This is a genomic window from Virgibacillus alimentarius (assembly GCF_000709085.1).
GTDB classification, from domain to species: domain Bacteria; phylum Bacillota; class Bacilli; order Bacillales; family Amphibacillaceae; genus Virgibacillus_B; species Virgibacillus_B alimentarius.
On the sequence record NZ_JFBD01000014.1, the window covers coordinates 1 to 15,354 of the forward strand.

At 34.6% G+C, this 15,354-nt stretch carries 13 protein-coding genes, 6 tRNA genes and 1 pseudogene; 2 read left to right on the plus strand and 18 right to left on the minus strand.

The features are described 5' to 3' along the window. Positions 1-26: 26 nt before the first annotated feature. From GZ63_RS0103015 to GZ63_RS0103065, 11 genes and pseudogenes are all read right to left on the minus strand, one after another. The gene (locus GZ63_RS0103015; RefSeq protein ID WP_318842350.1) at positions 27-2,102 is read right to left on the minus strand and encodes a peptidoglycan D,D-transpeptidase FtsI family protein; all 2,076 of its coding nucleotides are present in this window, start codon (positions 2,100-2,102) and stop codon (positions 27-29) included. Between the two features lie 79 nt (positions 2,103-2,181). Further along, complete coding sequence (locus GZ63_RS0103020) at positions 2,182-3,453, minus strand: MFS transporter (RefSeq protein WP_029266734.1); 1,272 nt, start codon at positions 3,451-3,453, stop codon at positions 2,182-2,184. A 150-nt stretch (positions 3,454-3,603) separates the two neighbouring features. Continuing rightward, the gene (locus GZ63_RS0103025) at positions 3,604-4,215 is read right to left on the minus strand and encodes a superoxide dismutase (protein ID WP_029266736.1); all 612 of its coding nucleotides are present in this window, start codon (positions 4,213-4,215) and stop codon (positions 3,604-3,606) included. Between the two features lie 249 nt (positions 4,216-4,464). Then, a tRNA-Phe gene (locus GZ63_RS0103030) sits at positions 4,465-4,540 on the minus strand. A gap of 32 nt (positions 4,541-4,572) precedes the next feature. Next, positions 4,573-4,665 (minus strand) — tRNA-Ser (locus GZ63_RS0103035). Positions 4,666-4,671: 6 nt separating this feature from the next. Further along, positions 4,672-4,748: transfer RNA gene (locus GZ63_RS0103040), tRNA-Ile, on the minus strand. Between the two features lie 25 nt (positions 4,749-4,773). Then, positions 4,774-4,849 (minus strand) — tRNA-His (locus tag GZ63_RS0103045). Positions 4,850-4,863: 14 nt separating this feature from the next. Continuing rightward, positions 4,864-4,940 (minus strand) — tRNA-Met (locus GZ63_RS0103050). An 8-nt stretch (positions 4,941-4,948) separates the two neighbouring features. Further along, positions 4,949-5,020: transfer RNA gene (locus GZ63_RS0103055), tRNA-Asn, on the minus strand. Positions 5,021-5,388: 368 nt separating this feature from the next. Beyond that, positions 5,389-7,010 (minus strand): annotated as a pseudogene (locus GZ63_RS16320) (Na/Pi cotransporter family protein). A gap of 226 nt (positions 7,011-7,236) precedes the next feature. After that, positions 7,237-7,866 (minus strand): NfeD family protein, encoded by a 630-nt coding sequence (locus GZ63_RS0103065; protein ID WP_029266738.1) that lies wholly within the window; start codon positions 7,864-7,866, stop codon positions 7,237-7,239. Positions 7,867-7,924: 58 nt separating this feature from the next. Between GZ63_RS0103065 and GZ63_RS0103070 the strand changes: the two genes are divergently transcribed. Continuing rightward, on the plus strand, positions 7,925-8,263 hold the full coding sequence (locus GZ63_RS0103070) for a hypothetical protein (protein WP_051681369.1): 339 nt from the start codon (positions 7,925-7,927) through the stop codon (positions 8,261-8,263). Between the two features lie 34 nt (positions 8,264-8,297). Here the strand turns inward: GZ63_RS0103070 and GZ63_RS0103075 are convergent, their stop codons facing one another. After that, positions 8,298-8,681 (minus strand): MATE family efflux transporter, encoded by a 384-nt coding sequence (locus GZ63_RS0103075; RefSeq protein WP_029266742.1) that lies wholly within the window; start codon positions 8,679-8,681, stop codon positions 8,298-8,300. A 180-nt stretch (positions 8,682-8,861) separates the two neighbouring features. Between GZ63_RS0103075 and GZ63_RS0103080 the strand changes: the two genes are divergently transcribed. Next, entirely contained in the window at positions 8,862-9,146 is a 285-nt protein-coding gene (locus GZ63_RS0103080; protein ID WP_029266744.1) for a DUF2624 domain-containing protein, read from the plus strand. Between the two features lie 52 nt (positions 9,147-9,198). On the opposite strand, the gene GZ63_RS0103085 is transcribed toward GZ63_RS0103080, so the two are convergent. From GZ63_RS0103085 to rpoD, 6 genes are all read right to left on the minus strand, one after another. After that, positions 9,199-10,092 (minus strand): deoxyribonuclease IV, encoded by an 894-nt coding sequence (locus GZ63_RS0103085; RefSeq protein WP_029266746.1) that lies wholly within the window; start codon positions 10,090-10,092, stop codon positions 9,199-9,201. 36 nt (positions 10,093-10,128) lie between these two features. Then, complete coding sequence (locus GZ63_RS0103090) at positions 10,129-11,448, minus strand: DEAD/DEAH box helicase (protein WP_029266748.1); 1,320 nt, start codon at positions 11,446-11,448, stop codon at positions 10,129-10,131. A 43-nt stretch (positions 11,449-11,491) separates the two neighbouring features. Next, complete coding sequence (locus tag GZ63_RS0103095) at positions 11,492-12,607, minus strand: Nif3-like dinuclear metal center hexameric protein (RefSeq protein WP_029266750.1); 1,116 nt, start codon at positions 12,605-12,607, stop codon at positions 11,492-11,494. Then, entirely contained in the window at positions 12,588-13,313 is a 726-nt protein-coding gene (locus GZ63_RS0103100; protein WP_029266752.1) for a tRNA (adenine(22)-N(1))-methyltransferase, read from the minus strand. Before GZ63_RS0103100 ends, GZ63_RS0103095 begins: the two co-directional genes overlap by 20 nt. Positions 13,314-13,397: 84 nt before the next feature. After that, positions 13,398-13,775, minus strand: coding sequence for a cytochrome c550 (cccA, locus tag GZ63_RS0103105; protein ID WP_029266754.1), 378 nt, complete (start codon positions 13,773-13,775; stop codon positions 13,398-13,400). A 452-nt stretch (positions 13,776-14,227) separates the two neighbouring features. After that, complete coding sequence (gene rpoD / locus GZ63_RS0103110; RefSeq protein ID WP_029266756.1) at positions 14,228-15,352, minus strand: RNA polymerase sigma factor RpoD; 1,125 nt, start codon at positions 15,350-15,352, stop codon at positions 14,228-14,230. Positions 15,353-15,354 lie beyond the last annotated feature (2 nt).

Here is a 15,354-nt window from a genome sequence, read left to right on the forward strand (position 1 = left end):
AGTTATGTCCCGGCCTCTTTTCCTTTTTAATTATTCTCTTTTTTACTTTTCTTATCTCGTTCCTCTTTAAGGTCAAAATATTCATCTAAAATCTTCTCTCCAATTAAATTGTTAATTGGATGTTGTCCACTTACATTCCCCGTATTAGGTACAACGACAGCAAAAGCTACTTCAGGTTCGTCAAATGGTGCATATCCGACTAATGTCAGATTTTCCGTCTCAGCTAGTTTTTTCCCATCCTCGTACACTTCGTGCTGTGCAGTACCCGTTTTACCAGCCGGATCGTAATCTTTTCCTGAAAAATAGGATGAAGCTGTGCCTCCAGTTTCCTGGAAGGCTTTACGAAATCCTTCCTGAATTCGATTAAGATTTTCATCCTTAATCCCAATTTTATTTAGTACCTTCGTATTAATACTTTTTTGAATAGGGCCAGTCCCCTCACCTTCAGAATCAGGGTCTCGAATTTCTTTTACGAAATGAGGACGTACTCTGTAGCCATCTGACGCAATTGTTGAAATATATTGTGCTAATTGCATTGTTGTGTACGTATCATATTGGCCAATTGAAAAGTCGAGTAAATTAGGTGGTGTTTGTCCTACATACCCAGTCGCTTCATAAGGAAAGTCGACTCCTGTTGAAACCCCTAAGCCAAATTGGTGAAAATAATTCCTTATCTCTTGAACGGATTCAGGATTAAATTGAATTGATTTTCCACGTTGATAATCATATTCCCCACCCATGCGCATAGCGATATAAAACATGTATACGTTTGAAGACCGTTTTAAAGCATTTATATCATTAATGGATCCTAAGTTAGAGACAGAACTTTTTTCTGGTGTACCTGCTATCTTGATTGGGGCATCGTAAAATGTTTGACCAGGTGAAATAACATCTGATTGATATCCCGCTGCTATTGTTGCCCCTTTAATAGACGATCCGGGTCGATGTGCCTCATATAATGCTTTATAGGCTGCATTTTCAAACTTGCCTTCCTCACGGTCATAATGCTGGCCGGACACTGCTAATAATTCGCCAGTTTGAGGATTAATGACAACAGCGAATGCATCGTTCAAAAATCGGTTTGCATGCGGGTGTTTTTGAATTGCTGTTTTCAGCTCTTTTTTTACAATTTTATCTACGCGTTTTTGCAGTTCCATGTCGATAGTTAAAACTAAATCTTTCCCGCGCTGTCCTTCTACAATAACCTCGGAATCAATTACTTGTCCAGATTTCGTTGTTGTATATTGCACTTGCTCTTTTCTGCCACGTAAAACTTCCTCATATTGTTCTTCCAAACCACTTTTACCAACACGATCATTTCTACTATAACCGCGTGTTAGGAAATAATCGATTTTTTCCGCAGGGAGTCCCTCTTCTTGCGATGTAATCGATCCTAGAAGTGATTTAAAGCTATCCTTAAAAGGATAGGAACGATTCCAGTCGGTTGTAGCATTAACTCCAGGAAGTTGGTCTAAATGTTCTGCAACACGTGCATATTCTTTCGGAGTAACATCTTCGTTTTTAATTATTTGTGGAGTTAGGGAATATGCTTTATCCAACTCTTTTTTAATGACCATTACCTCAAGTTCTTGTTTTGTAAAATCACTAATTTCTTTCTCTGTTATCCGGTCTAAAATCGTATCGTATTGTTCTGCATTACTCATTTCATTTGCTTCTTCTTCAGAAAGGCGTTTATCTGCTTCTTTTTTATTTTTTAAATACCAATACTCTTTTTTGTTGCGTTCAGTTAAGCCATCGATTCGCTCTTTACTGTCCATCGATATATATTCCGCTAATTTTTCCGCTACTTTTAATTTATCTTCAGCCTGTGTACCTTTTGCTGGTGTATAAGTTATTGAATATAAAGGTTTATTGTCTACGATTACATTTTGATTTCGATCAACAATTAATCCACGAGGCACAGGAATTTTGGTTGTATCTTTAATTGTACGGTCAATTTCTTCCTGAAACCCTTCGCCATGTAGTATTTGAACAACTCCCAATTGAAGAATTAAGCCACAAAATAGTAGAAACACGATAAAAAAGATGATATTTAAACGGAAAGGAAGTTGTGGTCTTTTTTTTCTTTTTTTATTTTTCACTATTTATTCCCCTCATTTTGTCTAAAGCTATATAAATCCTTTCCTATTATAGCATTTAATTTATGAAATTCTAACTCATTTAACGATTTTTTTCATCAGTTATTCGATCTTTTATCATGATTTCTTTTTCTGGGGAGCTAGTCAAATATATATTTTTTACAAATAAATAAATAAAAAGATGACCTGAACCAAAAATCATTAACAATATAGGAATTGCCAGTTCAGAAGAGAAATTGATAACAGTCAGAAGAAAAATACTAATGGATATTACTCTCCCGATATTCACAAAAAATTCTCTGACAACGATATATTCAACACGTAAATCTTTTGCATCCCGCGCCTTACCGATTACATCATAAGTTAATGATACATACGGTACACTGATAATTGGATAGGCAATACCAATTATAATCGCATATATAAGCAATTTGGTATAACTAATTTGAAATAAAATGATATAAAGTGAAAAGTACAGCATGGCAGCTCCAATTAATATAGCTAACTTCCTTCGGGCGGGTTTAATGAATTTCGTTGCAATAAAATAAAATACTAATGATAAACCAGATAAAAGTAAATTAAACATACCCAAGGCAAATTCACTTTTGGTCACTAAAAATACCCAGATTGTGATAACAAATAGGAAAATCCCTTCCCTTAAACCTTGGAAAATATGGGCATATAAAATTCGGTTCCAATTTTTATTATGGTGCCTTTCTCTTAAAATTTTTTTAAATTGAAAGCTTCCTTCTGCTTGACGCCGTTTTAAAAAGAAGCTACAGGCTACAGCACAGATAAACAAAATAAAAGAAATCGTAAATATTGTCGTATACCCTGTATTATCTGACATTTTCGCAATGATAAACCCAGCAATTAACGGGCCAACCATTCCTCCAAAAGATTGCAAGACACCTAGGAATCCATTAAAAAAATCACGTGTATCTGGTTCGGTAATTTCAAATGTTAAAACATCAAAAGCAAGCCAGTAAAATCCATAACCGATACCGAGCAGGCTCCCGAGTATGAAATTATAAGTAGCTGCCTTTTCTCCAATGATTAATACACTCATAAAAAATACAGATAAGAAAATAACCCCTAGTCTTAATACAATAATACGATCAATTTTTTTTGCAGTCTTTCCTGCCAAAATGAAAGTAATAGGTTGAAACAGGTATATAGCTAGGTTATAAACAGCGATAGTAATATAGTCACCCGCTTGTTTCCATAAATAAACATTTACAAAAGTGTTAGAAAGAAAAAGCCCTAACGAATAGAGCCCTCCAATAATTAACAAAAAAATTAAATCACGATCAATATCCATTTTTTCTGATAAAAAACTAAGTTTTTTTTGCATATCTCAAGGCTCCTTTTTCTCTTTAAATAGTGTGAGCAAATCGGCATGAGATATACAAAAAGCCCTCACAAAAAAATTTATATAAAGCCAATATAGCTGTTTTTGCATAAAAAAATACGAGGATATTTCCTCGTATTTTTAAACTCATTCTTATTTAGCATTGTTATAATTCTTGGCTACCTCATCCCAATTTACTACATTCCAGAATGCAGAAACATATTCAGGACGTCTGTTTTGATAGTTTAGGTAGTATGCATGCTCCCAAACATCTAACCCCAATATAGGCGTTTTCCCTTCCATTAAAGGACTATCTTGATTAGGAGTACTCATTACTTCTAGTTCACCATTATTAACTACTAACCATGCCCATCCAGAACCAAAACGTTTTTTTGCAGCTGTTTCGAATTCTTCTTTAAATTTATCAATGCTTCCGAATTTACCATTAATTTTATCAGCAAGTTCTCCTGATGGATTTCCTCCACCGTTTGGTGATAGAACTTTCCAGAAAAGACTGTGGTTAGCATGTCCACCACCGTTATTTCGTACTGCAGTACGGATGTTTTCAGGTACATTCTCTAAATTGCTTATAAGGTCTTCTAACGATTTAGATTGAAGGGTTTCATTACCTTCTAAAGCACCATTTAGGTTTGTAACATAAGTATTATGATGCTTTGTATGGTGAATGTTCATTGTTTCCTTGTCGATTGTTGGTTCTAAAGCATCGTATGCATAAGGTAGTTCAGGTAATTCAAATTTAGCCATGATTAAATTTCCTCCTTCAAAATTATTCTAAAGTAAAAGGATATATTATTCACCTTTACTTATCAAGAGTACCAAAGCGTTTCAACTCATGCAAATATTTTGCATTCTCTTGAAGTCCTTGATTAATGTAAGTTGGATGAAAGATGATCTATGCTTTCACATACTTTTTCTAGCAATAAAATAAACAATGAAATTTCAGAAAAATTACCCTCAAAAAAAACAAGCATTTTTGCTTGTTACGTCATTTAGTGGTGGCTCGGGACGGAATCGAACCGCCGACACAAGGATTTTCAGTCCTTTGCTCTACCGACTGAGCTACCAAGCCATTATTTCTATTTATCTTAGCAAGTTTATGTATGGAGGAGGAAGAGGGATTCGAACCCCCGCGGGCTTTGACACCCCTTTCGGTTTTCAAGACCGACCCCTTCAGCCAGACTTGGGTATTCCTCCGTATAATGGTGGACCCTGCAGGATTCGAACCTGCGACCGATCGGTTATGAGCCGATAGCTCTAACCAACTGAGCTAAGGGTCCTTAATAAAATATTTTACTAATATAATGGGGCGACCGGTGGGAATCGAACCCACGAATGCCGGAGCCACAATCCGGTGCGTTGACCGCTTCGCCACGACCGCCAAATGAAGTAGATTGGTAGCGGCGGAGGGGATCGAACCCACGACCTTACGGGTATGAACCGTACGCTCTCGCCAGCTGAGCTACACCGCCAAATAAGGCTCCACAGGTAGGATTCGAACCTACGACCGATCGGTTAACAGCCGATAGCTCTACCGCTGAGCTACTGTGGAATGATTTTAGTATCTATTAACAATCGTTCTTTTTCCCTGGCATCTACATGTTTATTTACAGTTAATTGGTTCTTCAAGGTTACTTATAACTAGATCGGTAAAGTTTAACAAGTAATTAGTTAATCAAATTTTCATTTTCTCTATGAGATAATGTCTTTATATTTTTTGATATTGGTTAGGCACGAAATATAATTTATCATGTTCGACACGATCTGTCAATTATTTTCTTGAAATATTTTTTAAAATATTTTTTAAATAATTAGTATGTATTGTTGTCTTTAGAAACAACAATACATACTATAGCACTTTCTTATATAGTTTTCAATACTAAAATTCAATTATTTTCTTAAATACATAAATGATGCGATTTAATCCAGTACCTCTTCTGCTATATTTACTGCATGGTCACCAATTCTTTCTAAATTACTTAATATATCGACAAAAACAATGCCTGCTGAACCGTTACATTTTCCTTCATTCATGCGAATAATATGTTTTTTACGATAATTTCTCTCCATTTTATCTATTTGATCTTCTTTTTGTGCAACAGCAAGCGCTTCTTCTCTATCCATTGTCTCAAGAGCTTTAACGGCCTGCTTTACGGTTAAAATCGTTAAGTCAAACATATCATTCAGGTCTTCTTGTGCCTGTTCTGTAATATTAACTTTGTTTGAAATTTTATAATCAATCAGTTCAACGATATTTTCGAAATGATCCCCAATTCGTTCAATATCGCGAACGGTGTCCATAAGTGAAGTGTGTTTTGCACTTTCTAATTCTGTCATTGTTCCACTGGAAATGCTTATCAAATAATCCGTTATTTCCCGATCGAGGTTATTTAAAGCTCCCTCAACTTGAACAGCCATCTCCGAATATTTTTGCTGTTGCGTTGTTAAATATAAATTCGTCTCCTCGAGGCCTTTGTATGCGTATTCGCCCATGCGAACAATTTCGGATTTTGCTTGATCTAACGCTAGGGTCGATGATTGTTGAATAAATATAGGATCCAAATGCTTTGGCTTATACTCAATTATTGTATCTTCACCCGGTATAATTTTTGTAACTATCCATGCAAGTATACCAATAAAAGGAAATTGAATAACTGTATTGGCCATATTAAAACTTCCATGTGCAAATGCAATTGTCATTTCCGGATTTAAATTTAATTGGCCTTGTAAATAGCTCACGAACGTTGTAAATAAACTTAGAAAAATTAAAAAGATAGCTGCACCCATTAAATTAAAAATAACATGTGTAAATGCAGCTCTTTTTGCTGCAACTGTCGCACCAAGTGATGCTAAAATGGCTGTTATAGTGGTTCCTAAGTTATCTCCCATCAAAACGGGTATAGCTGCTTTTAGTTCTATTGCTCCTTCAGCAAACAACCCTTGGAGTATACCAATTGTTGCACTAGAACTTTGTACAATTAATGTGAAAACAGTACCAATAACAACACCTAGTATTGAATTATCACTCATACTGACCGTGAGTTCATGGAATGCTTCTAAACTGCGCAGCGGTTCCATACCAGCACTCATTAAATCCAACCCAAAAAATAATGCACCAAACCCAAAAATAGTTTGTCCAATGGCATTCACTTTTTGATTTTTAAAGAAAAATAGTAAAAAACATCCTACAGCAATTATTGGTAAAGCGTATTCCCCGATATCCAGGCCTATAATAAACGCAGTATGGTGGTACCAATATTTGCCCCCATAATAACGCCTATCGCTTGTCTTAAAGTCATAAAACCAGCATTAACTAGGCCTACAGTTAACACAGTAGTACCTGAACTACTTTGTATAAGAACAGTAACAATAATTCCGGCTAATACACCCAAAAAAGGATTACTTGTAAATTTGTCAAGAATATCTCTTAACCGATCTCCCGCAGATTGCTGCAATCCATCTCCCATGTATTTAATGCCTAATAGAAAAATACCTAAACCGCCAATAAATTCAAACAGCATAGCTTGTACATCGATTTCCAATGGTTAAACCTTCCCTTCACTTTCTGTCAGATTATGTCGTATACCATTCCATTATTAATAAATAACTTTATTTTGTAAAGTATCTTCGCAAATACTTTACATTAAATTTACAAATCACAAATGATACTTAAATTAGTTTTTTAACTTGACTTGTTTAATATGTTTGATATGTTGGCTGTAAAAAAACGCAATGAACGAAAGTGATCATTCATTGCGTTTTTTTATTTTATAATTGCTTCACCAAAATTTTTGTACCATCAACTTCTATTACTTGTATTTCATTATTTTTGGGGATCCATTGTCCATTTGAAATGGCACTGTAATCCTTATCATTAATCCGAATTGTTCCTACAGGTCGTAGGTCATTTAGTGTAATTCCCTTTTCTCCGAGTAGCTGATTATAATCAGCGTTTAAAGAATTATAGCCAGCCTCCTTCGTTAATCTGTCTTTCAACATAATTTTATTCCACATCTCCCGTTTCTTAAAGATTTTCAAGAAAATGAAGGAAGTTCCCGCTCCTATTAAAACACCACAAATGGCATATATCCCAGCAGTAAATGTAGGAGAAGCTAATGCAACAGAGGTTAACATTACAACTAATCCAATTGCTGCAAGTGTTCCGTCATTTAATACTTTTCCATCAATGATAATTAGTAATAAACCGATAAAATAAATAATAAGCATAAGAACAAAGGATTGAGTTTGAAGAAATACTGAAAAATAAACAGTGATAAACCCTATCCCTAATATTGCAAATCCTCCACGCATATTAACAAGAATTTCTCCTATTAAAAATAGTGTACCAAGTCCTGTAAAAAGTAATGCCAACCAATCTGATGAAAGAAAAAATTCCACGATTTTACCACCTTTTTAAAATAATTTTTTGGTGATTTTTTAATTAAGGAGTTTAAATATGGAGTTTAAAAGGATATGTATCATTTTATTTCTTTTCTTATTTATTATGAGTATCTATAAAGATTTAACAACAGGAATCATAAAAAATACGCTAAATACAAAAATTGATACAGAAATTACAGAAAAAGCTAATATTCGTACTGCAAAAATTAAAGTATATCCCGGAGATACAGTATTATCAATAGTTGAGCAAATAAATAACAATCATCACCAAACACCAAATATTGACATTGAGCAAATTATCATTGATTTTAAAAAAATAAACCCTGATGCGGATCCATATAAACTAGAAATTTTTAAATATTATTATTTTCCCTTGTACCATAATAACATATAAATGGAAAGAGGCCGATAATAATCAGCCTCTTTCTCTACACGAATGGAATAACAAAAAGCGTAATTAAAATTGATATTGCACCCGCAGCTATAGCTGTATTTCCTAATGCATCTGCACCACGACTTCTGGAAATAAAACCTAAAATAATCCCAGCGCCGCCTAAAATGATTGGCATCATAAAAAAGGATATGACTGATAAAGCGATACCAATCCATCCATAAACACTGTTTACTTCTGTATCGTTATCTTCTTCATCTACACGAAGCTGCTTATCAAAATCATCAGCACTAATTTCTTCTGCTACTTCTTCATCATTTCTTCTGCTTTCAGGGGTGACAGCAGGCGGTTCAGTTAAATTAGAAGATACCAGATCATCGTTTGACTTTTCCATTTCCTTTGTATGATCATGTTCATCCATAATGCTAATACCTCCTTTTGCTGTTTGAGGTGCATGTATAGTTTATGATTACTTTCTAATTATCATTTATGTTACATTTTACCAAGATTACTTCGGTTGGTTATTTTTACTTTCAATTGGTTAATTTTTAAGCATTGTTGCATATAGTAAAGAGAATAAATTAAGGAGAATGATAAATATATGTCTAATTTTTTAAAAAGTTTAATCATAAAAAAGTTAGAGAACCTTACGGCTGATGAATTATTATATTATGCTAAGCAATATGGATTTTCCGTTACTGAAAAGGAAGCAAAGGATATTACGACTTATGTGAAAACTCATCCTATAAACCCCTTTGATGAGAATGAACGTATTAAAATGCTTCAAGCCTTAACGCAAATAACAAATGCTGAAACTGCAAAGAAAGCACAAAAAATATTTAATGAGCTGGTACATTCTCAAGGTTTAGGTCATCTTTTTTATTAATTTAAAATATCAAAAAAGGAATGAGGCCCTTGGGAGCGTCATTCCTTCATTTTTACTGGCTAATAATTTCATTTTTTAAATCAGGTTTGAACTCTCCTTTTTTTATCATTTCGATTTCAAACTTGTAAGGAGGTTTTTTATTCTTTTTGTCTTCCCCTACATATGGTGTCTCTAATATTTTCGGAAGTTCTTTTAGTTGTGGATGATGTACAATATAGTGCAGAGCTTCAAAGCCAATGTAACCAAAACCAATGTTTTCATGTCGGTCTTTTTGTGCACCTTGTTCATTTTTACTGTCATTAACATGAATTACCTTGAGACGATCAATTCCAATAATTTTATCAAATTGATTCAACACCCCATCAAAATCGTTAATAACATCATATCCGGCATCATGAATATGGCAGGTATCTAAGCATACAGAAAGTTTTTCATTATGGTTAACGCCATCTATAATGGATGCGATTTCTTCAAAACGTCTACCAATTTCTGTTCCCTTTCCAGCCATCGTTTCAAGTGCGATTTGTACATTGCTCTGATCATCTAATACCTCATTGAGCCCTTCTACAATTTTTGCTATACCTTTTTCAACTCCCGCTCCAACATGTGCTCCTGGGTGAAGAACTATTTGTTTAGCACCAAGTGCCTCCGTCCGTTCGATTTCTTTGCGTAAAAATGTGACACCTAAATCAAACGTTTCACTTTTAACGGTGTTTGCAATATTTATAATATATGGTGCATGAACAACAATATTATTCATGCCTTTCTCATCCATATGAGCTTTTCCTTTTTCAATATTCAGTTCTTCAATTGGTTTTCTGCGGGTATTTTGAGGTGCTCCCGTATATATCATAAATGTATTTGCGCCGTAAGAGGCCGCTTCTTCACTCGATCCTAATAACATTTTTTTCCCGCTCATTGATACATGAGAACCTAAAAAAACCATTCTTTGCCCTCTCCTATCTTATTTGTGTTTTCTTTTTTATCTCTTTTTTTTGGGGTTCGATTTTTTTTGTAATTGTTTTTTGATTGCATCATGCTGTTTTTTCATTTTCTTTTTGTAACCGGGTTTTACTTTTTTTGCCTTTTGTACTCTTCTCCATGCTTCTTTCTCTATGTTTGTAGTTGTTTTTGTTCGCAGGTTCCGTTCATTCCAAGCTTTTGCTTCTACCCACTGTCCATTTTTGATATCAGTATATATAAATGGTAAACCCTTTTGTTCTAACTTTTTAATTAAATTTAAATCTGAATCATTGTAAAGGTTTATAGCAGTTCCTTCCATTCCTGCTCTTGCAGTTCTTCCAACACGATGGATATAAAAGTCTTCTTCTTTGGGAAGCTGGGCATTAATAACATGACTGACCCCTTTTATATCAATTCCCCTTGAAGCCAAATCAGTTGAGACAATATATTGATAACGCAGGTTTTGAATGTCTTTTAACGTACGTTTCCTATTTCTGGGAGATAAACCACCGTGTATAAGTCCTACATTTAATCCTCTTTCTTGTAGGTCAGCCTCCAATTGATTTGCTTTATCTTTACCGTTAGTAAAAATTATAGCTAAATAAGGGTTTACTACTTTCGAAAACTCCTTAATAACATCTGCTTCATTTCGATGTTTTAATGCAATCACATAATGCTTCATTGTCTCAGGAGATAACTGATCCTTTATTTTAACATGTATAGGATTTTTTAGATACTTTTTGAAAAAATGCTCTAGTCTTTGCGGAATTGTTGCTGAGAAGACAAGCAGTTGTATATCTTCTTTTGATCGAGTTAACAACCGATCTACGTCACTGAGAAATCCCAAATCTAACATTAAATCTGCCTCATCAACAACAAAGGATTGAGCAGTATAAATTGATACTGCTCCGTTTTTAATTAAGTCAAGTATCCTTCCAGGAGTTCCAACTATAATATGTGGCGGTTGTTTTAGCTTTTCAGCCATCTTTTCTCGGTCCGTCCCACCAACCAAAAGTTTAGATATCCATTTGCCGTCTTTATTGGCATAGTGCGTAATTTTCTTAACTTCCTCATAAATCTGCGTAGCAAGTTCACGTGTTGGGGCAGTAATAACAAATTGAACTTCTTGTCTCTCTGTTTTCATTTTTTGAAATAGAGGAAGTAAATAGGCATGTGTTTTTCCAGATCCTGTCTGAGATTGTCCAATTACGCTTTCCCCTTTTAGAATGGAAGGCATAATTTTTTGTTGTATTTCAGTAGGTTTTTGAAAATTTAATTGCCTTATAACATTATTAAGTAAAGAATGAAAAGCAAATTGCTTAAAATCAGTATTTTTCATCATTGTAACTCCTTTTGATGATTACGATCATCAAGCTATAGATTTAAATAAATTGAAACGGTTCTGTCTTTGTTTCTGATACAATTATTTCTAAATTTTCATTTGGAAGCTTTTGATCTAAATATTGTTTTGTTGCTTGTTTCATGACCTTCTCAATATAATGCCCCGCATCAATTACGGATAAACCCATTTCCCACGCATCTTGGGCATTGTGGAAAGTCATATCACCAGTTATATAAACATCAGCTCCCATTTGCTTCGCTTGATAAATATACTTTTCACCGCTTCCTCCTAATATAGCCGCTTTATTTATTTTTTTTGTTAAATCGCCTGTTACACGAACATGTGGTATGTTAAAATCCTTTTTTACTTTTTCAGCCAGCGACTGCAGGGTCATTTCCTTGTTTAATGAACCAATTCGCCCAATGCCATATGCCTGGCCCTCGTTGTTTACGGGGTATACATCATATGCAACTTCTTCATATGGATGTGCTTGAATAGCTGCATCCAAAACATCATTAAGCTTCCTCTCTTGTACAATTGTTTCTATTTTATGTTCATTAACATATTCCAGTTTATTCTGTATCCCAATATGAGGATTTGTTCCTTCGAGCGGTTTAAATGTACCCTGACCTTCTGATTGAAATGTGCAGTGGCTGTAATCCCCAATATGACCTGCACCTGCATTACTTAAAGCTTCACGTACATTTTCTATATGGGTATTAGGTACATAAACGATAACTTTAAAAAGTTTTTCAGAATGCGTTTTGATAAGTATTTTTCTGTTTTGAATTCCTAAGTAATCACATAATATATCATTAACGCCTCCTGTTGCTATATCTAAATTTGTATGAGAGGCATAAACAGATATATGATGCTGTAATAGTTTCTGAATGGTTCGACCTTTTGATTGATCTGTGTTCAACCGCTTTACAGGTTTAAATAATAATGGATGATGAGCTATAATTAAATCTACCTCTTTTTCTATAGCCTCATCTGCCACTGATTCCAATACATCCAAGGTAATCATAATTTTTTTAACAGATTTATTAAAGGAACCCATTTGTAAGCCGACATTGTCCCAATCATATGCAAAATCTTTTGGTGCCCATTCTTCCATTACCTTAAAAATTTCTGAATTAATAATACTTTTTTTCATTCTGCAAAACCTCCTCTATCCAATCTAATTCCATTTCAAATTGTCTGATTTTTTCTTTATGTAAAGTATTTGCTTTTTTTATCTGCTCAAGCGTTGCTGCTCGTTTAGAATGCTCTGAACGCCATTTTTTATAAAAAACTGGATTTGGATTTGACATTAATAAGGGGCCGAAAAATAGCTGTTTTTCTTCCAGCGTTGACTTACTAGAATTTATCTCATCTGCTTTATCTCCGACAATTATTTCATAAATATGGTTGTTTTCTTCTAAAATAATTTCATTTGTTAATTTAAAGCCATTCGATAAAAGCCAACTTCGCACATTTTGTTCTTCTACATTAGGTTGAACAATTATTCGCTTTACATTCAAAAGTTTATCCCGGCCATCATCTAAAATACTTTTTATTAACGAACCACCCATTCCTGCTATTACGATTTCGGTAACCTCATTTTTATTTAACACTTCTAAACCATCACCGAGACGGACGTCTACTACATTTGTTAATTGATATGATTCAACTGTTTTACAAGCACTGAGATAAGGACCTTCATTAATTTCACCAGCTATAGCTCTTGCCTCATTATCCTGTAAGCATATATAACAGGGAAGATACGCATGGTCAGAACCAATATCAGCAAAAAGCGAACCAGGAGATAAAAATGAGGCTACATTTGTTAGGCGTCTGGAAAGTTTTATTGTGTGTTTCATTCGATTCTCCTTAAAGTTTTATAATTAAAGAAAAGCTTTCTGTTTATATATCAGAAAGCTTGTCCTCATGAAGAAAATTTTAATTTATTTTTTTTCTGCAAGCCATCCTGCTAATACACCGGCTTCTTCTTCAGTAGCCATACCAGGAGGCATCGAGCCTTTTCCGTTAATAATAATATCATGAATTTCTTCTTCTGAAAGGTTTCCACCAACTTTTGTTAAGTCTGGTCCTGCTCCACCAGATAAGTCAGCCCCATGGCAAGAAGCACAATTGGATTCAAAAATTGCTTCAGGATCATCTGACGTTTCACCTTCTTGTGTCTCTTCTGTTGCCTTTTCTCCACCTTCTTCAGCTTGCTGGATGTCGTCTCGTTGGTTTACACCAACAAAAGAAATGATGATTACGGTTAGTATCCCAAGAACAGCTATAATTGCATAAGGGACAACTGCATTTTTCTTCATTGTATTTCCTCCTTATGTAATCCCTATCCTGTACGTATTATATCACGTTGCTAACATCTGTTAAATTTTTTTTGATGATATATGTAAGATGTTTAACAAAGGAAAGCAACCTGTTTTATTCAACTGACCATCTATAAGGTTTTACTAATCCCTTTTATGGTAGTTAAACAATGTACAAAGACTATATATATTTTACTCGAAAATGAAATTAGTTTAAAGGGTTAAGCTATGAATTAAAATAAATATGTTAAAAATGTAAAAAAGCGTTAGGTAGGCAGAATAAATTTAAATCGTTATTTGCAATATCAACAGAAATTGCGTAAAATAAATAACAAGAAAAAGAAAACGATACCAAAAGGTATGAAGAAAAACCTTTATGCCCTTTAAACAGAATTATTGCTTAGAAAGGTTACTGGTTTTTCTCCAGGATGGTTAAATAGAAAAGAAGTATTCTATTCTAAGAAATCTTTTAGGCGTTTACTGCGGCTTGGATGTCTTAATTTCCGTAGCGCCTTCGCTTCAATTTGACGAATTCTTTCTCGGGTTACTCCGAACACTTTTCCTACTTCTTCCAAGGTCCTAGTTCGCCCGTCATCAAGTCCGAAACGTAAACGTAATACATTTTCTTCACGATCCGTAAGTGTGTCTAACACATCTTCTAATTGTTCTTTTAAAAGTTCATATGCTGCGTGATCGGAAGGAGAAACTGCTTCTTGATCTTCAATAAAGTCGCCTAAGTGGGAATCATCTTCTTCACCTATCGGAGTTTCTAGTGAAACAGGTTCTTGTGCAATTTTTAGTATATCACGAACTTTATCTGGTGATAAATCCATCTCTTTACCAATTTCTTCTGGCGTTGGTTCACGTCCAAAGTCTTGTAGCAGTTGACGCTGTACCCGGATCAGTTTGTTAATTGTTTCTACCATGTGTACAGGAATTCGAATGGTTCTTGCTTGGTCCGCAATAGCTCGTGTAATAGCCTGTCGAATCCACCATGTTGCATACGTACTAAATTTAAAGCCCTTCTGATAATCAAACTTCTCTACTGCTTTGATCAAACCCATATTTCCTTCCTGGATTAGATCGAGAAATAACATACCTCTTCCGACATACCGTTTTGCAATACTTACAACCAGACGTAAATTCGCTTCCGCCAGTCTTCTTTTTGCTTCTTCATCCCCTTGTTCTATTCGAACAGCCAGATCAATTTCCTCTGCTGCAGATAGCAGATCTACTCGACCGATTTCCTTTAAATACATTCGGACCGGATCATTTATTTTTATGCCAAGCGGAACACTAAGATCCTCTTCTATATTCGCTTCTTCTTCCTTAGCAATTTCTTTCATTTTAGGATCGTCTTCGGAATCACCTATAATTTCGACTCCTTGTTCTCCAAGGTACTCATAAAACTCGTCCATTTGGTCTGATTCTATAACAAAGTTGGACAAGCGATCTGCTACTTCCTCATAAGCTAAAACACCACGTTTTTTCCCCATCTCAAGCAATTGTTCTTTTGCTTGTTCAAGTGTTTGCTCTGGTTCATTTTCCATTGTTTGTGAAGTTTTGTTTTCAGCCATGA